The following is a 17,419-nucleotide window of genomic DNA, read 5'->3' on the forward strand; positions in this document are numbered from 1 at the left end:
AAGGCAATTGGTGATTATTTGAACAGATCACCCAAGGACGGAGACTTCAGCTGACGAGAAGCCGTAAACCACATACGACCTCGCCGCCTGCAGATCGGTCTTGGCGAGCGGAGCACCGCCCCGCTCGCTGACACCTGACAATCAGGACTTCTTGCCGGAAGCCTTGACGTTACGCTGGCGCAGCGCTTCGAACAGACACACACCGGTGGCCACCGAAACGTTCAGGCTGCTGACGCTGCCTGCCATCGGCAGACGCACCAGATAATCGCAGTGCTCGCGCGTCAGGCGACGCATGCCCTTACCTTCAGCACCCATGATGATAATGGTAGGCCCGGTCAGGTCCTGCTGATACAGCTCCTGCTCAGCCTCACCGGCCGTGCCTACAACCCACAAGCCGCGCTGCTGAAGCTTTTCCAGCGTACGCGCAAGGTTGGTCACCGCAACCAGCGGAATCACTTCCGCCGCACCGCAGGCCACTTTGCGCACTGCCGGGGTCAGGGTTGCTGACTTGTCCTTGGGAACCAGAACCGCCAGTGCACCCGCCGCGTCGGCAGTTCGAAGGCAAGCGCCCAGATTATGCGGATCGGTCACACCATCGAGCACGAGCAACAAAGGTGGCCCCTCAGTGCGGTCGAGCAGCTCGTCCAGCATCGCTTCGCCCCAGACCTGACTTGGACTGACGTCCGCAACCACGCCCTGATGCACACCCTCGACCCAGGCATCCATTTCGCGACGCTCGGCCTGGCCGATTGTCACGCGGTTCTGCCCCGCCAGCTCGACAAGAACCTGTACACGAGGATCGTTACGACCCTCTGCCAGCCAAATGTGTTTGACGCGCTTTGGGTGATGACGAAGCAATGCTTCCACGGCATGAACGCCGTAGATCTTTTCCAGCTGACTCATGACTTGGCCTTGGGTTTACGAGCGCCACCACTTTTTGCGGCTGGCGCGGAGCCCGTCGTTTTAGACGAGCCTTTGCGATGTTTACTGGTTTTAGCCGAATTGCCCGAAGAAGGCGCAGCATTCGACCTGTCAGACTTTCCCGACGACGCCTTGCTACCACCCTTCGCTTCAGCCAGAAGGGCTTTTTTCATCTCACGACTCTTGCGCACCTCGGCGTTCTTGGCGGCAGCATCGCTTGGGCGATACGCCTCAGGCGCGGACTCTTTGGCCGAAGATGTACGGCGCCCGGACTTGCCAGCCACTTTCTCTTTTTCAGCAGAGGCGGGAGCAGGTGCAGTCTCCTGACCACGACGCTTGCGACCGGTCGGCGTTGCAGCCGCCGCTTTCTCGGAGATTTCGAAGTCGATCTTGCGCTCGTCGAGATCGACGCGCATGACGCGCACTTCCACAGTATCGCCCAGGCGGAAATTACGGCCGGTGCGCTCACCGGCAAGGCGGTGATGCAGCGGATCGAAGTGGTAGTAATCGCCCGGTAGAGCCGTGACGTGTACCAGACCTTCCACGTAGATGTCGGTCAGCTCGACGAACAGACCAAAGCCGGTCACGGCAGTGATCACGCCCGGGAAGGACTCGCCCACGCGGTCTTTCATGTATTCGCATTTCAGCCAGTTGACCACGTCACGCGTGGCTTCGTCGGCACGACGCTCGCTCATCGAGCACTGCTCGCCCAACTGTTCCAGCAGCGCTTCGTCGTACGGATAGATGCGCGCTTTCGGAATCGTCGCGGCACCGGCACGGCGAACATGCGGTGTGTCTTGCTTGGAGCGAATGACACTACGAATTGCACGGTGCGTCAGCAGATCCGGATAACGACGAATCGGCGAGGTGAAGTGCGTGTACGCCTCGTAATTCAGACCGAAGTGGCCGTTGTTGTCAGAGCTGTAAACCGCCTGACTCAACGAACGCAGCATGACGGTCTGGATCAAGTGGTAGTCCGGACGATCACGAACGGTCTCAAGCAGCGCTTGATAGTCCTTTGGCGTCGGCCCGTCCTTGCCCTTGTGCAGCGACAAGCCCAGCTCACCCAGGAACGCGCGGAGCTTTTCCAGACGCTCAGGTGGTGGACCATCGTGGACACGATAAAGCGCAGGGATTTCGTGTTTTTTCAGGAACTCGGCGGTGGCCACGTTGGCCGCCAGCATGCACTCTTCGATCAGCTTGTGGGCGTCGTTACGAGTGGTCGGACGGATCTCGGCGATCTTGCGCTCGGACCCGAAGATGATGCGGGTTTCCTGCGTCTCAAAATCGATTGCGCCACGGACATGACGCGCGCCCAGCAGCACCTTGTACAGGGCATAAAGCTGCTTGAGGTGCGGTACGACATCGCCGTACTCGCCGCGCAGACCCTTGGCCTCAGCGGTTTTCGGCTGTTCGAGAATCGTGCTGACCTTGTTGTAAGTCAGGCGCGCATGCGAGTGAATGATGCCTTCGTAGAAAACATAGTCAGTCATTTCGCCAGTCTTGGAGATGGTCATCTCACAGACCATGGCCAGACGATCAACGTGCGGATTCAGCGAGCACAGACCGTTGGACAGCTGCTCTGGCAGCATTGGCACGACGCGCTCAGGGAAGTACACCGAGTTGCCACGCACCTGAGATTCAGCGTCCAGTGCAGAACCGATCTTCACGTAGCTCGATACGTCGGCAATAGCCACATACAGCTTCCAGCCACCGGAGAACAGACGCAGCTTGCCCGGCTTGGCTTCGCAATAGACCGCATCGTCGAAGTCACGAGCGTCTTCACCGTCGATGGTGACGAAAGGCAAATGACGCAGGTCAACGCGATGCTCCTTGTCCTTCTCTTCGACTTCAGGCTTGAGCTTTGCAGCTTCCTTGAGAACGGCTTCAGGCCAGACGTGAGGAATATCGTAAGTGCGCAGCGCGACATCGATTTCCATGCCGGGCGCCATGTAGTTGCCCACTACTTCGACCACGTCGCCTTGCGGCTGGAAGCGCGGTGTTGGCCAGTGAGTGATCTTCACCTCGACAAACTGACCGATCTTGGCGCTGCTGTTGCGGCCGGGCGTGACCAGTACTTCCTGCTGGATCTTCGGATTGTCAGGGATGACGAAGCCGATGCCGCTCTCTTCGAAGTAACGACCCACGATGGTTTCATGAGCGCGGGAGATGACTTCGACGATGACACCTTCACGGCGTCCACGGCGATCCAGACCGGAAACACGCGCCAATGCGCGGTCGCCGTCGAACACCAGACGCATTTGCGCCGGGCTCATGAACAGGTCGTCGGAGCCATCATCCGGCACCAGGAAACCGAAACCATCGCGGTGGCCGGAGATACGACCCAGAATCAGGTCAGGCTTGTCCACAGGCGCGTATGTACCGCGACGGGTGTAGATCAATTGTGCATCGCGCTCCATGGCGCGAAGACGACGGCGCAATGCCTCGAATTGATCTTCGGTGGTCAGGCCGAATTCTTCGACCAGTTGCTCGCGACTTGCCGGCGAACCGCGCTCGGCAAGATGCTGCAAGATCAGCTCACGGCTGGGAATAGGGTTTTCGTATTTTTCCGCTTCACGAGCGGCCTCGGGATCGAGGGACTGCCAATCGGCCATTAGATAGTTTTCACCTTGTATATATGGGGGTTAGTTTGGCATAGACCTAATGAAACGGGAAATTCCAGACTCAAACAGCTCGCTAAAAAGCGTCTCCAACTGCCCGGAGACGCGTATGGCGCACCGCTCACGAAATTTTTGGACTTTTTTTAACGAGCGGGCTTTACAGTCCAAAAGACGCTCCGTATAGTGCGCGCCATCCACAGGTTGATGCCTGTCGATATGCCCAGATGGTGAAATTGGTAGACACGCCAGCTTCAGGTGCTGGTGACCGCAAGGTCGTGGAAGTTCGAGTCTTCTTCTGGGCACCAATTTCAAGCGAAAGACTACATCAGTCTCACGCTTCACAAAAACCCGCGAAAGCGGGTTTTTGCATTCTTGGGTTTGATTATTAAATCAAAACAGGGGTTTACAGAGTAAAACGTTAGCCGTATAGTGCGCCCCATCAACGGCGGACAATGCTGCTGATACTGCCCAGATGGTGAAATTGGTAGACACGCCAGCTTCAGGTGCTGGTGACCGCAAGGTCGTGGAAGTTCGAGTCTTCTTCTGGGCACCAATTCAAAAAAACCGAGCCAATGGCTCGGTTTTTTGCTTTCCGGCATTTGAAAATGCTGTACGAGCCTCTCCTCCACGGCTCATCCAACACAATCCCCACCGCAAACACCAAAAGCCGTTGGACCGCCCTACGGCTCCACGATGCAACAATGCCCACAGCCAACGACACCCACCAGAACGAAGGCGTCGTCACACGGCCTCATTCAAGCCCTGAATTGTCCCAGACTGGCCTTCAACTGAGCCGCCAGCCCGCTGAGCACCTTGCCGCTGGCCGTTGTTTCAATCACTGCCTTGGCAGCACGTTCGGCCTGGGCATGAATGACTTCAACGCGACCGCGAACAGCTTGCGCACCCTCGGCCTGATGGACCGCCGCCTGCGTCGCGAGACCGATTGCTGCGTGGACCTGCTCGACAGATGCCTGCACAGTCTGCTGACGCTTGGCGCTGTCGCGCAGCACAGCAAGCCCTTCCTTGGCTTGACGCCCCGCCACACTGATTGCAGCGACCGCTTCCTTGGCTCCGCGCTGCAAGGCACCGATGTGCTCCTGAATATCGCCTGTCGAGCTTTGAGTCTTGCTGGCCAGAGCGCGCACTTCATCGGCTACCACTGCAAAACCTCGACCGGTCTCGCCAGCTCGTGCCGCCTCGATGGCAGCGTTCAGTGCCAGCAGATTGGTTTGCTCGGCAATACTTTGAATAACCTCCAGCACCACCTCGATCTGCTGGCTTTGCTGCGCCAGGCGCTCAATGACCTGCGCGCCAGTATCGACCTGCCCAGCCAACGCTTCGATCAGGCCGCCTACTTGATTGGACGTGCGGGTGTTTTCATCGGTCGCCTGCTTAATATCGATCACCTGCCGTAGCGCTTCCTGCATTGCGTGGCTTTCAGCCTGAGCCTCATCCGCCATCTGAGCCAAAGCCTGCAGGCTGGCGGCCACCTCGTCACGCTGCAATGCGGCGGCAGCATCGGCACCCGCGTTGCGCTGACTCATGGCACCAATCTCGACACCGGTCAATTGCGCCACCTCGCCCGCTTCGCGAACGATAGGCTGAAGCTTGTCGATGAAGCGGTTGACCGCTGCTGACATGTCACCGATTTCATCATTGCTGTCGAGTTTGACGCGCCGGGTCAGATCGCCCTCGCCTGCCGCCAGATCATTGAGCGCAGCAATCAACAGGTGCAGCTTGCTGACCACCCGACGCCCCAGCACCACCGCCAACAGCAACAGCACGCCCAGGCCGACCAGTGCCAGCCCCATACCGATTCTCCAGCGCAAGGTTTCAGCCGCATCCTGAACAGCCACGCGCGTGTTATCAGTCATGGCATTAGCTGCCGACTGAGCCGACTGCAGACGCGCGCGCAGCGCATCCGAGCTGTCTTTCGAGGCGCCCGCCAGGCTTTGCGAAACCAGTTGCTCACCACTGGTGATCAAGGTCGCGAAGCGCTTGTCCAGAGCTGCGAGATTTTCTTCAACCGTCGCCGTCGAGACCCCCATACGGACCTTGCCGATCTCGACACCGTTGGGGCTGATAGATGCTTCCACGTAGTAGACGGACGGATCGTTGCGGGCAGCATTGAGGACTTTGTCCATGGCCCGCTCGCCTTCGCCTTTGGCGAGCAACGCCTTGACCAGCACATTGTCGCGGTTCATGTAACGTGTCAGATGCTCGCCCGCGGCATCGTCATACACCACAAACAACACGTTGGGATTACGCTGCGCACGGCGCGCGAATTCGGAGAGCGTCGGCGTATCGTTGTCCCACATGGCACGTGGCGCGACCGCTGCCAACAGCTCGGCCAGATCAGTAGCGGAGTCCCTGAGGTCTTTTTCCAGCGTGGCACGAAGCTGTGCCTGCTCTTCCTTCAGACGGGCGGAGAGACCGACGCTGAGGCGCTGGCGAGTACTGCTGGACAGCGCATCCAGACTCGATGTCACTTCACTACTCGCGCGCTCCAGCTCGGCAGACAGATGTTGCGAATCTACCCCTAGACGGCTGGCGAGGTCCGCCTCCAATGCGGTGACCGTGCTCCGGGTCAGAGCAACCGCCACGATGACCTGCACCAAAAGGGCGATGCCCAACGCTATAAAGACCGGGCGCAGCAAACGGCTACGCAAAAGTGATAACACAGCTGACACAGGAGAATCCCTCCACCTTGAGCGCCAATAAAATGATGGCACTTTTCTGTCACTGTCTATAGCAAGTGCCGTGCCGTGATACAAGCGATCTCTTGAGTAATCAACAGGACCAGACCTGCTGAAGCGTTTGGAGAAAAACCGAATGCCGCATCTGAAACGAAAAAGGGTCGCTATAGGCGACCCTTCTTCTGCTGCTCACCCAATGATCAGGCGAACGGGTGACGCAACACGATGGTTTCGTTGCGATCCGGACCGGTCGAAATGATATCGATCGGTGCACCTACCAGCTCCTCGACGCGCTTGATGTAAGCACGGGCGTTGGCTGGCAACTCTTCCAGGGTCTTGGCGCCCAGAGTGGATTCACTCCAGCCTGGCATCTGCTCGTAAACCGGACGCAGACCAATGTAGCTGTCTGCGTCGGTAGGCGCTTCAATCACTGCGCCGTCTTCGTTCTCGTAGCCGATGCAGATATTGATGGTTTCCAGACCGTCGAGCACGTCCAGCTTGGTCAGGCACAGGCCCGAGATGCTGTTGATCTCGATAGCGCGACGCAGGATGACCGCATCGAACCAGCCGCAACGACGGGCACGACCCGTGGTAGCGCCGAACTCATGACCGCGCTTGGCCAGGAATGCACCAACGTCGTCGAACAGTTCAGTCGGAAAAGGACCGGAACCAACGCGCGTTGTGTAGGCCTTGGTGATGCCCAGAATGTAGTCCAGGTACATCGGACCAAAACCCGAACCCGTGGCGATGCCGCCCGCCGTGGTGTTGGAGCTGGTGACGTACGGATAGGTACCGTGGTCGATATCCAGCAGCGAACCCTGAGCACCTTCGAACATGATGTCTTTGCCGTCGCGACGCATTTCATGCAGCGTCGCCGTGACGTCGAGCATCAACGGCTTGAGCATGTCCGCGTATTCCATGCACTCATCGAGTGTTTTCTGGAAGTCGATCGCAGGCTCTTTGTAGTAATTGACCAACACGAAGTTGTGATAGTCGAGCAGCTCGCCCAGCTTGGCCGCAAAACGCTCGCGGTGGAACAGGTCGCCGATGCGCAGACCGCGACGCGCGACCTTGTCTTCGTAAGCCGGGCCGATACCACGACCGGTGGTGCCGATCTTGAATTCGCCGCGAGCTTTTTCACGCGCCTGATCAAGCGCAACGTGATACGAGAGGATCAGCGGGCAGGAAGGGCTGATGCGCAGGCGCTCGCGCACCGGAATGCCTTTCTCTTCAAGCTTGATGATTTCGCGCAGCAGCGCGTCAGGCGCAACCACCACACCGTTACCGATCAGGCACTGAACACCTTCGCGCAGCACACCGGACGGAATCAGGTGCAATACGGTTTTCTCACCATCGATCACCAGCGTGTGACCCGCATTGTGGCCACCCTGATAGCGAACTACGGCGGTAGCATGTTCGGTCAGCAGATCAACGATCTTGCCTTTGCCCTCATCACCCCACTGGGTGCCCAGGACTACGACATTCTTACCCATAACACTTGTCCTCATTCACGCAAACTTGGTGCCGGCGGCGGCCGGCAGGAATACTCAAGAAGCCAGCGGCATTACCTGCCAGTGCTCGCCATGCTGAATCAATTGCCGGTCACAGTCGGCTTCACGCGCCGCGCTCACCTGTTGCCCAGGCAATGCCTGAACCACACGCTGACCTTCGCTGCGCAACTGGCATACCAGCTGCCAGAGTGCCGCATCCGTACTGTCCGGCATCCAGATGCCACCAGACGGTAGTACGATTTCTGCCTGCCCCAGTGTCACCAGGGTTTTCAGATCGGTAGAAAAGCCGGTTGCCGGACGAGCACGACCGAAGTCGGCGCCGATATCGTCGTAACGACCGCCTTGGGCAATCGACTGTCCGACACCTGGAACGAACACCGCGAACACCACACCGGTATGGTAGTGATAGCCGCGAAGCTCGCCGAGATCGAAGTACAACGGCAACTGCGGGAAACGCACAGCAAGACGCTCGGCGATGGTCAGCAGATCGTCCAGCGCCGCCAGCACGGGCGCAGGCGCGCCGGCCAGACGGTCACGGGCAGCATCAAGCACTTCGCGACCGCCGCACAGATCAACCAGCGCGCGCAGCATCGTAGCGATCTCCTGAGGCAAATCAGCCGTCAGAGCGATCACTTCATCAATGGCCTTGCGCTGCAGCGCGTCAAACAGCTGTTGCTCGACTTCGCCCGACAAACCGGCGGCGCGTGCCAGGCCACGATAGATACCCACATGCCCGAGGTCCATATGCACATCTGGCACATCGGCAAGTTGCAGCATCGCCAGCATCAGGCTGATGACTTCGACGTCGCTGCTCGGGCTTGCATCGCCATACAGTTCGGCACCGAGCTGGATCGGGCTGCGCGAAGACGACAGCGCACGCGGCTGCGCATGCAAAACACTGCCTGCGTAGCACAGACGGCTCGGGCCTTCACGTTTGAGTGTATGTGCATCGATACGCGCAACCTGCGGCGTGATGTCGGCACGAAAGCCCATCTGCCGGCCAGACTGCGGGTCAATAACCTTGAAGGTGCGCAGATCCAGATCCGAACCCGCGCCAGTCAGCAGGGACTCCAGATACTCGATATGCGGGGTGACGACGAACTCATAGCCCCAGCTCTGGAACAGATCCAACACCTGACGACGCGCTACTTCAATGCGCGCCGCTTCTGGTGGCAGTACTTCTTCGATGCCATCTGGTAGCAGCCAGCGGTCAACCGTTGCCATTACGCCATTCCCCTCTGATCCGGGCGGCCAGCCATGAGACCAGCCTTGAGTAAAGCAGAAAGTGATGCGCCGTATGACGGGCACGACAAACACCCGAGACAGGCCTTGCAGACCACTTTCCTCGAAAAATCTTGCCACTTGCCGAGTCGGCTGCGGCCAATCAATCGTGCAGACGCAAAAAAGCCGGGAATTTCCCGGCTGCCGCATGATACACACGTTTTACCGTACGATCACCCCACCGGGCGGTTTTGCCGCCCGGCGGGTCATTATTTACGGCTTGGCTTTTTCGAGATAGCGAAAGAATTCGCTGTTCGGGTCAAGCACCAGCACGTCGCTCTTGTTCGCAAAGCTTTCGCGGTAAGCGCGCAAGCTGCGGTAGAACGCATAGAACTCCTGGTCCTGGCCATAAGCCTTGGAGTAGATCGCTGCGGCCTGGGCATCACCATCACCGCGTGTCTCTTCAGACTCACGATAGGCTTCTGCCAACAGTACGCGGCGCTGACGATCGGCATCAGCACGAATACCTTCCGCCAGTTCGTTACCCTTGGCGCGGTGCTCGCGGGCTTCACGCTCACGCTCGGTACTCATCCGCTCGAAAACGCTGCGGTTGACTTCCTTGGGCAAGTCGATTGCCTTGACTCGAACATCAACCACTTCGATGCCCAGCTCTTTCTCGGCCATACGGTTCAAGGAACCGGTGATGTCCGCCATCAGCGCATCACGCTCACCCGACACGACTTCGTGCAGGGTGCGCTTGCCGAACTGGTCACGCAGGCCCGATTCCAGACGACGCGACAAGCGCTCGTCAGCAATCTGCTTGAGGCCGGAAGTCGCAGTGTAGAAACGCTCCGCATCCTTCACGCGCCACTTGGCATAGGCATCAACCATGACCGCTTTCTTTTCCAGCGTCAGAAAACGCTGGGTAGGTGCATCGAGGGTCAGTAAGCGACCGTCGAACTTGCGCACCTGGTTCACATAAGGAACCTTCACATGCAGGCCTGGCTGTACATCAGCCTGAACCACACGACCGAATTGCAGCAGAACAGCACGTTCGGTCTGGGACACGATGTAGAAACTGTTCCAGGCAACGACGGCCAGTACCACGCCAACAATAAGGGTGATCAGCGATTTATTGCTCATCAGCGACTCTCCCTGGTGCGTACATCGCGCTGCTGAGTATCGGGCGCTCGCACGCCAGTATCCGTACTCGCCGAGGATGAACCGTTGGCATTCGAAGCATTACCGGTACCGCTGCGGCTGCCTTCGATCATCTTGTCGAGCGGCAGATAAAGCAGATTGTTCTGCCCTTTTTCGCCAGTCACAAGCACTTTGCTGGTGTTGCTGAAGACTTCCTGCATGGTATCCAGATACAGACGCTGACGCGTCACTTCCGGAGCCTTGCGATACTCGGCGACCAGTTTGGTAAAGCGATCAGCCTCACCCTTGGCGCGGGAAACCACTTCATCGCGGTAACCGTTGGCATCTTCAAGGATCCGCTGAGCCTGACCACGGGCTTCCGGGATAACGCCATTGGCGTAGCTTTCAGCCTGATTGCGTGCCCGCTGCTCATCTTCACGAGCGCGGATCACGTCATCGAATGCTTCCTGTACTTCACGCGGCGCTGCAGCACTTTGCACGTTGACCTGAGTCACCGTGATGCCCGTGCGATAAGTGTCCAGGAAACGCTGAAGCCGCTCTTTGATCTCACTCGCCATCAGCTCACGACCTTCGGTCAGTACCTGATCCATGGCCGTGGAACCCACGACGTGGCGCAGCGCACTTTCGGTTGCGTGCTGCAGGCTGATCTCAGGCTGGTCGACGTTGAGTACGAAGTCCTGAAGGTTGCTGATCTTGTACTGCACGGTCAGCGGGACTTCGACGATGTTTTCGTCTTCGGTCAGCATCTGGCCCTGCTTGCTGTACGCACGCTCACGCGTCACGTTTTCCATGTACTTGCGGTCGAACGGCGGGAAGTAGATGTTCAAACCAGGACCCACGGTTTCGTGGTATTGGCCGAAGCGCAGCACGACGGCCTGCTCCTGCTCATCAACGACATAAATCGCGCTGTAGAGCCAGAAAGCGACGAGCACGACGAGGCCGATGCCGAGCAGACCAAGGCTACCGCCCTTGCCTGAACCACCACCACTGCCACTGCCATCGCCACTGCGTTTTTTACCGCCGCCGAACAACCCATTCAGGCTCTCCTGCAGCTTACGGAAGGCCTCGTCGAGATCAGGTGGCCCCTTGCGGTCGCCGCCACGGCGTTTTCCACCCCAGGGATCTTGATTATTCGAGTTGCCACCCGGCTCATTCCAAGCCATAGCGCTCTCCATCTGATAAAGCAAAGACGCGCCCGCGGCGCGCCGACCAATGCTACAGAATGCTCGGGAAAACCGTACAACGGCTTTCCCGTGCTTTTATTGCAAAGTGTGTTGCTCGATGAACTCCAGCGGTTGCAGTCCTTCGCGACTCACCAAACGATTGAGTTCAACGCGCGGCAGACGAACTGCCAGCAGACTTGCCCCTTCCTCATCATGCGTTTCGCTCTGCACCGCACCCAATTCGAAGAACTGGGCACGCAATCTTGCAAGACGCTGAGGCAGATGCAAGGTTCCGACGAACAGATCATTACCGAGCAATTCGGCAACGGCCTGTTTCAGCAGATCGAGCCCGCGACCATCACGGGAGGACACCCAGACACGCTGCGGCTTGCCATCGGCATCACGCTGTATCTGAGGCTCTACCCCTTCAAGCAGATCGAGTTTGTTATAGACCTCGAGTATCGGCAAGCCCTCGGCTCCGATCTCGCCGAGCACAGCCATGACCTGCTCGATCTGCTCCATGCGATCCGGCTCGTGAGCGTCGATCACATGAAGCAGTAAATCGGAGTTGCTCGATTCTTCAAGCGTAGAGCGAAAGGCCTCGACCAGCTTGTGCGGCAAATGCCGAATGAAACCTACGGTGTCAGCCAGAATCACCGGCCCCAGGTCGTCCAGTTGCAGACGGCGCAAAGTCGGATCAAGGGTGGCGAACAACTGATCGGCTGCAAAGACGTCGGAATCGGTGACCGCATTGAACAATGTCGATTTGCCGGCGTTGGTGTAACCCACCAGCGAAATCGAGGGAATGTCAGCGCGCCTGCGACCGCGACGGGCCTGCTCACGCTGACTGCGAACCTTTTCCAGACGGCCCTTGATCTGACGCAGGCGAACCCGCAGCAGACGGCGGTCGGTTTCGAGCTGGGTTTCACCCGGACCACGCAGGCCAATACCACCGCCCTGGCGTTCAAGGTGAGTCCAGCCACGAACCAGTCGGGTACTCATGTGTTCAAGCTGAGCCAGTTCGACTTGCAGCTTGCCTTCGTGAGTACGCGCTCGCTGAGCGAAGATATCGAGAATCAGACCGGTGCGGTCAAGCACGCGACACTCGAATACACGTTCGAGGTTACGTTCCTGACTGGGCGTGAGGGTGTGATTGAAGATCACAAGATCGGCCTTCTCGGCCTTGACGTGGTCGCGAAGCTCCTCGACCTTGCCAGAGCCAATCAGGTATTTGGCGGATGGCCGATGACGCGGCACGTTGATAAACGCGACGGTATCAGCACCTGCCGAGATGGCCAGCTCCTGAAACTCCTGCGGATCTTCGCGCGCCTCAGGGTCCTGACCATCCAGGTGAACGAGAATGGCACGTTCACCACCGCTGTGGCGCTCAAAGAACAAGGCAGACTCCTATCAGGCGTTACCTGGCTCAGCGTCACCGCCTTCAGTATCGGTGGCGCTCGGCAGGCGAATTGGACGAACCGGTACAACGGTGGAAATAGCGTGCTTGTAGACCATCTGGCTGACAGTGTTTTTCAGCAAAATGACGAACTGATCGAAAGACTCAATCGTGCCCTGCAGCTTGATACCGTTGACCAGGTAGATCGAGACCCCGACCTTCTCTTTACGCAAGGTATTCAAGTAAGGGTCTTGTAGCGAATGCCCTTTTGACATGTGCCGCACTCCTTTAAGGATCAATAAATAAATAAATCGAATTCGATTGGCTTACCGGCCACCCCCCAAGGATAGACGGCTATTGCAAGGACTCAGCTCAATATGGAGACCGATCCCAGGTATTTCAAGGCGCGTGGCAGATTGTCGCAATCCAGACTGTCCAACCAGTGCAAATCCTCCCAGCTGCGTAGCCAGGTGAACTGCCGCTTGGCCAATTGGCGCGTCGCAATAACGCCACGCTCCTGCATTTCATCCCGTGTCAGTTTCCCATCCAGGTGATCCCAGACCTGGCGATAACCGACGGCTCTTATAGACGGCAGCCCTGAATGCAGGTCACCTCTTGAGCGCAACGCCAGTACTTCGTCCAGAAACCCCTGATTCAGCATTTGCAAAAAACGTAATGCGATGCGGTCATGCAACACCTTGCGATCAGCCGGAGCTATCGCAAGATTCGCAACAGTATAGGGCAATTGCTGACGGCCCGATGCCGCTGCTTCGGTACTTTGCGCACTTTGTTGCTCGCGATGTGCAGTCATGCTCATCCCGCTGACACGATAGACCTCCAGCGCACGAACAAGTCGCTGCGGATCGTTGGGATGAATACGCGCTGCAGACACCGGGTCGACCACCGCCAACTGATCGTGCAAAAACTGCCAGCCAAACGCCTGCGCATCCGCTTCCAGCTGTGCCCTGACCTGCATATCGGCTGCTGGCATGTCAGCCAGCCCGTCCAATAGAGCCTTGAAATACAACATAGTGCCGCCAACCAGCAAAGGAATATTCCCACGTGCAGTGATCTCGGCCATGGCGGTCAGGGCGTCAGTACGGAAATCAGCGGCGGAATAGCTTTGCGAGGGATCGAGAATGTCGATCAACCGGTGTGGAAATTCGGCCAGCTGCGCCCTGGAAGGCTTGGCCGTGCCGATATCCATACCCCGATAGACCAGCGCCGAATCGACGCTGATCAACTCGCAAGGAAGTACCTTGGTGAGTTCGATTGCAAGATCCGTCTTGCCTGCAGCGGTTGGCCCCATGAGAAAGATGGCCGGTGGTAAAGCATTCATTCATTGACCGCGCAGGAATAATTTATCCAGGTCATTCAGACCCATCTGGGTCCAGGTGGGACGACCATGGTTGCATTGCCCGCTGCGCTCGGTGTTTTCCATGTCACGCAACAGACCGTTCATTTCCGGAATGGCCAGACGTCGGTTGGCCCGAATGGCGCCGTGGCAGGCCATGGTGCCGAGCAATTCATTCATGTGCGCCTGCACACGATCGCTGGTGCCATATTCCATCAGGTCTGCAAGAACATCACTCACCAGCCGGTTGGCTTCAGCCTGCTTGAGCAACGCCGGTATCTGGCGGATAGCCAGCGTCTCAGGGCCCAGACGCTGCAGTTCGAAACCCAGTTGCTGAAACGTCGCAATGTGCTCTTCCGCGCAATCGGCCTCGCGCTGACTGACCGCGATGGATTCCGGCACCAGTAACGGCTGACCACTCAGGCCTTCGTTGGCCATCGCGACCTTTAGCCGCTCGTACATGATCCGCTCGTGCGCAGCGTGCATGTCCACTACAACAAGCCCGTGAGCGTTTTCAGCCAGGATGTAAATGCCCTTGAGCTGCGCCAGCGCATAACCCAGCGGAGGAATATCACTGGATGACTCAGGCAGTGACGGCGAAGACGCGGCACCTGGAAGCGGTGCAAAAAATTCGCGATACGCACTTTGCGCTTCGGCAACCGGCACACCCGGTCCAGCAGGGCGCGGCGTGTACTGATACTGATAACCGCCACCAGAGCCGGCACCCGCAGGCCGTGCGTAGGCCTCGCCCTGCGGTTGTTCCAGAACATTGTTGGCCAGACGCATTTCGCCCTGGGGGCCGAATTCGCCCGCTTCGGGACCGGTCGGACGCTCTACGGCAGTGACCGGAGCGCTGCCGGACAGTTGATTTTCCGGGCGTACATCGCCGAGAGCACGGTGCAACGTCCCGTACAGGAAGTCATGGACCGTGCGGCCATCACGGAACCGCACTTCGTGCTTGGTCGGGTGAACGTTGACGTCCACGGCGGCCGGATCGACTTCAAAAAACAGTACGAAGGTCGGATGGCGGCCGTTGAACAGCACATCGCGATACGCCTGTCGGACCGCGTGCGCGACCAGCTTGTCACGCACTGCACGGCCATTTACAAAAAAGTACTGCAAGTCAGCTTGGCTGCGCGAAAAGGTCGGCAGCCCTACCCAACCCCACAGGTGCAGACCATTGCGTTCGATCTCGATCGGCAGCGCCTGCTCAAGAAAACCAGGCCCGCATATCGCAGAGACGCGACGCGCGCGGGCGGTGTCATCGTGGGCTTCATGCAGGCTGAGCACCGTTTTGCCGTTGTGGCGCAAATGGAAGGCCACGTCAAAACGGGCCAGCGCCATGCGCTTGATGACTTCCTGCAGGTGATCGAATTCGGTTTTCTCGGCCTTGAGAAACTTGCGCCGCGCCGGTGTGTTGAAAAACAGATCGCGCACTTCAACGGACGTGCCTACAGGGTGGGCTGCAGGCTGAACGCGCGGCGCCATGTCACGGCCTTCGGTTTCAACCTGCCAGGCCTGATCTGCATCGCGGGTACGGGAGGTCAGGGTCAACCGTGCCACGGAGCTGATCGACGCCAATGCCTCTCCGCGAAAACCGAGACTCATGACGCGTTCGAGGTCTTCCAGATCGCGAATCTTGCTGGTGGCATGACGCGCCAGGGCCAGCGGCAAGTCATCAGAAGAAATACCGCTGCCGTCGTCACGCACCTTCAGCAGCTTGATGCCAGCCTGTTCGACATCGACATCAATGCGCCTTGCGCCCGAGTCGAGGCTGTTCTCCAGCAATTCCTTGATGACCGAAGCTGGCCGCTCGACGACTTCGCCCGCAGCGATCTGGTTGGCCAGACGCGGGCTCAATAGCTCGATACGCGCTGCATTCAGGACAGCCTGTTCGACTTGCGGCTCAATGCCTTCAAGCAGAAGGTCGCTGATGGCGGCTTCATCACTCATGGCTGTGTTGCAACCTCGGAGCTTGGAATGCGCAGGTCCTGGCCAATTTTCAACTCATCGGTCTTCAAGCCATTGGCGCTGCGCAATGTAGCGACGTTCATATCGTAACGTGCAGCCAGCATGGCCAGTGTTTCACCGGAACGTACGACATGGTTGCGCGGGCCCTGGGCCAGCTTGCCGTTGTCACGCAGCCATGCAATGTAAGTGCCCTGCGGCGGGTTCTGTTGGAAGAACTGCTTCACGCCAGAGTTGATCGAGCGCGCCAGTGCCTGTTGATGCGAGGCCGAGGACAGCTTGTTGGCTTCGTTGGCATTGGAAATAAAGCCGGTTTCCACCAGGATCGACGGAATGTCCGGCGATTTGAGCACCATGAAGCCTGCCTGCTCGACACGGGACTTGTGCAGCGAAGTCACTCGACCGATGTTGCTCAAGACTTTCTGGCCGACGTTCAGGCTCGACGAGAGCGATGCCGTCATAGACAGGTCGAGCAACACGCCTGCCAGCATGCGGTCCTTGTCATCAAGACTCACGGCACCGGCACCACCAATCAGGTCGGAACGGTTTTCACTGTCCGCCAGCCAGCGCGCGGTTTCGGACGTAGCGCCACGATCGGACAGGGCGAACACAGACGCGCCAAAGGCTGCCGTCGAAGGCGCAGCGTCGGCGTGAATGGAAACGAACAGGTCAGCCCCCTTGGCGCGGGCGATTTCAGTGCGCTTGCGCAGCGGGATGAAGTAGTCGCCAGTTCGCGTCAGCTCGGCGCGGTAGCCCTTCTCGGCATTGATCTGGCGTTGCAGCTCCCGCGCAATCGACAGCACCACGTTTTTTTCTTTCTCACCACCCCTGCCGGAAGCACCCGGGTCTTCGCCACCATGACCGGCGTCGATCACGACCACGATATCGCGCTTGCCGTTGGGCACCGGCGTCAGCTTGACTTCAGGCTTGGACGGGCTGATCGGCACCGCAGGCGCAGTGTTCGCTGGGGTATCGGCAATCGTAGGCACCGGCGTAGGGTTGGCGTCGGCAGCGTTGTCGAACAGATCAACCACCAGACGGTTGCCGTACTGCTGGTTCGGCGCCAGCGTGAAGCTTTTGGGCGTGACCGCTTTTTTAAGGTCAATCACGACACGCAGGTCGGTGGCGGTGCGCTGTGCCGAACGCATGCTGGAAATCGGCGTGTTGGCGGTGGATACGTTAAGCGGACCGCCCAGCGTTGCACCGTTGATATCGATCACCAGACGATCAGGCGAAGTCAGGGTAAATACGCTGTGCTGAACAGGTCCCGACAGGTCGAACACCAGCCGCGTGTTATCCGGCGCTCGCCATAAGCGGACACTTCGTACTTGCGTAGCGGCCAGCGCTTCGACAGCCAAGGCCATCAACAGCAGACCCACTACAGTAACCAGCGCGCGCATGCGCATA

12 protein-coding genes and 2 tRNA genes are annotated in these 17,419 nt (G+C 58.5%); 2 read left to right on the forward strand and 12 right to left on the reverse strand.

Translation table 11 applies throughout. The annotated features are described in order from the left end of the window. Positions 1–141 precede the first annotated feature (141 nt). Together rlmB and rnr are read right to left on the reverse strand one after the other, a co-directional pair. Positions 142–903, reverse strand: coding sequence for a 23S rRNA (guanosine(2251)-2'-O)-methyltransferase RlmB (gene rlmB, locus KDX37_RS12410; RefSeq protein WP_231652999.1), 762 nt, complete (start codon positions 901–903; stop codon positions 142–144). Then, on the reverse strand, positions 900–3,536 hold the full coding sequence (gene rnr, locus KDX37_RS12415) for a ribonuclease R (RefSeq protein WP_231653000.1): 2,637 nt from the start codon (positions 3,534–3,536) through the stop codon (positions 900–902). Before rnr ends, rlmB begins: the two co-directional genes overlap by 4 nt. A 224-nt stretch (positions 3,537–3,760) precedes the next feature. On the opposite strand from rnr, the gene KDX37_RS12420 reads away from it, so the two are divergent. Together KDX37_RS12420 and KDX37_RS12425 are read left to right on the forward strand one after the other, a co-directional pair. Beyond that, positions 3,761–3,847 (forward strand) — tRNA-Leu (locus tag KDX37_RS12420). Positions 3,848–4,008: 161 nt separating this feature from the next. After that, positions 4,009–4,095, forward strand: a tRNA-Leu gene (locus KDX37_RS12425). Positions 4,096–4,297: 202 nt separating this feature from the next. Here the strand turns inward: KDX37_RS12425 and KDX37_RS12430 are convergent. The 10 genes from KDX37_RS12430 to KDX37_RS12475 all read right to left on the reverse strand — a co-directional run bounded on the left by KDX37_RS12430 (position 4,298) and on the right by KDX37_RS12475 (position 17,418). After that, positions 4,298–6,232 (reverse strand): methyl-accepting chemotaxis protein, encoded by a 1,935-nt coding sequence (locus KDX37_RS12430; RefSeq protein ID WP_231653001.1) that lies wholly within the window; start codon positions 6,230–6,232, stop codon positions 4,298–4,300. 206 nt (positions 6,233–6,438) lie between these two features. Then, entirely contained in the window at positions 6,439–7,731 is a 1,293-nt protein-coding gene (locus KDX37_RS12435) for an adenylosuccinate synthase (protein WP_231653002.1), read from the reverse strand. A 54-nt stretch (positions 7,732–7,785) separates the two neighbouring features. Further along, a complete protein-coding gene (locus KDX37_RS12440) occupies positions 7,786–8,973 on the reverse strand; it encodes an ATP phosphoribosyltransferase regulatory subunit (protein ID WP_231653003.1) in 1,188 nt (395 codons plus the stop codon). Positions 8,974–9,243: 270 nt separating this feature from the next. Next, positions 9,244–10,113 carry a protease modulator HflC gene (hflC, locus tag KDX37_RS12445; protein ID WP_231653004.1) on the reverse strand — a complete coding sequence of 290 codons (870 nt, stop codon included), beginning with the start codon at positions 10,111–10,113 and terminating at the stop codon, positions 9,244–9,246. Then, positions 10,113–11,294, reverse strand: a complete 1,182-nt coding sequence (gene hflK, locus KDX37_RS12450; RefSeq protein ID WP_231653005.1) for an FtsH protease activity modulator HflK — start codon at positions 11,292–11,294, stop codon at positions 10,113–10,115. Before hflK ends, hflC begins: the two co-directional genes overlap by 1 nt. A 96-nt stretch (positions 11,295–11,390) precedes the next feature. Continuing rightward, entirely contained in the window at positions 11,391–12,692 is a 1,302-nt protein-coding gene (gene hflX, locus KDX37_RS12455; protein ID WP_231653006.1) for a ribosome rescue GTPase HflX, read from the reverse strand. Positions 12,693–12,704: 12 nt separating this feature from the next. Beyond that, positions 12,705–12,965, reverse strand: coding sequence for an RNA chaperone Hfq (hfq, locus tag KDX37_RS12460; protein ID WP_231653007.1), 261 nt, complete (start codon positions 12,963–12,965; stop codon positions 12,705–12,707). 92 nt (positions 12,966–13,057) lie between these two features. Then, a complete protein-coding gene (gene miaA, locus KDX37_RS12465; protein ID WP_231653008.1) occupies positions 13,058–14,029 on the reverse strand; it encodes a tRNA (adenosine(37)-N6)-dimethylallyltransferase MiaA in 972 nt (323 codons plus the stop codon). Next, positions 14,030–15,979, reverse strand: coding sequence for a DNA mismatch repair endonuclease MutL (gene mutL / locus KDX37_RS12470; protein WP_231653029.1), 1,950 nt, complete (start codon positions 15,977–15,979; stop codon positions 14,030–14,032). A 14-nt stretch (positions 15,980–15,993) separates the two neighbouring features. Further along, positions 15,994–17,418, reverse strand: a complete 1,425-nt coding sequence (locus tag KDX37_RS12475) for an N-acetylmuramoyl-L-alanine amidase (RefSeq protein ID WP_406642081.1) — start codon at positions 17,416–17,418, stop codon at positions 15,994–15,996. Position 17,419 lies beyond the last annotated feature (1 nt).

It is taken from the genome of Pseudomonas californiensis (assembly GCF_021147775.1).
Lineage (GTDB): Bacteria > Pseudomonadota > Gammaproteobacteria > Pseudomonadales > Pseudomonadaceae > Aquipseudomonas > Aquipseudomonas californiensis.

What these genes read in the sequence shown, in the direction of transcription:
- hflK (WP_231653005.1), bottom strand. Translation starts at nt 11,294, where the DNA reads ATGGCTTGGAATGAGCCGGGTGGCAACTCGAATAATCAAGATCCCTGG.
- KDX37_RS12435 (WP_231653002.1), bottom strand. Translation starts at nt 7,731, where the DNA reads ATGGGTAAGAATGTCGTAGTCCTGGGCACCCAGTGGGGTGATGAGGGC.
- hflC (WP_231653004.1), bottom strand. Translation starts at nt 10,113, where the DNA reads ATGAGCAATAAATCGCTGATCACCCTTATTGTTGGCGTGGTACTGGCC.
- rnr (WP_231653000.1), bottom strand. Translation starts at nt 3,536, where the DNA reads ATGGCCGATTGGCAGTCCCTCGATCCCGAGGCCGCTCGTGAAGCGGAA.
- miaA (WP_231653008.1), bottom strand. Translation starts at nt 14,029, where the DNA reads ATGAATGCTTTACCACCGGCCATCTTTCTCATGGGGCCAACCGCTGCA.
- hfq (WP_231653007.1), bottom strand. Translation starts at nt 12,965, where the DNA reads ATGTCAAAAGGGCATTCGCTACAAGACCCTTACTTGAATACCTTGCGT.
- KDX37_RS12440 (WP_231653003.1), bottom strand. Translation starts at nt 8,973, where the DNA reads ATGGCAACGGTTGACCGCTGGCTGCTACCAGATGGCATCGAAGAAGTA.
- rlmB (WP_231652999.1), bottom strand. Translation starts at nt 903, where the DNA reads ATGAGTCAGCTGGAAAAGATCTACGGCGTTCATGCCGTGGAAGCATTG.
- KDX37_RS12475 (WP_406642081.1), bottom strand. Translation starts at nt 17,418, where the DNA reads ATGCGCATGCGCGCGCTGGTTACTGTAGTGGGTCTGCTGTTGATGGCC.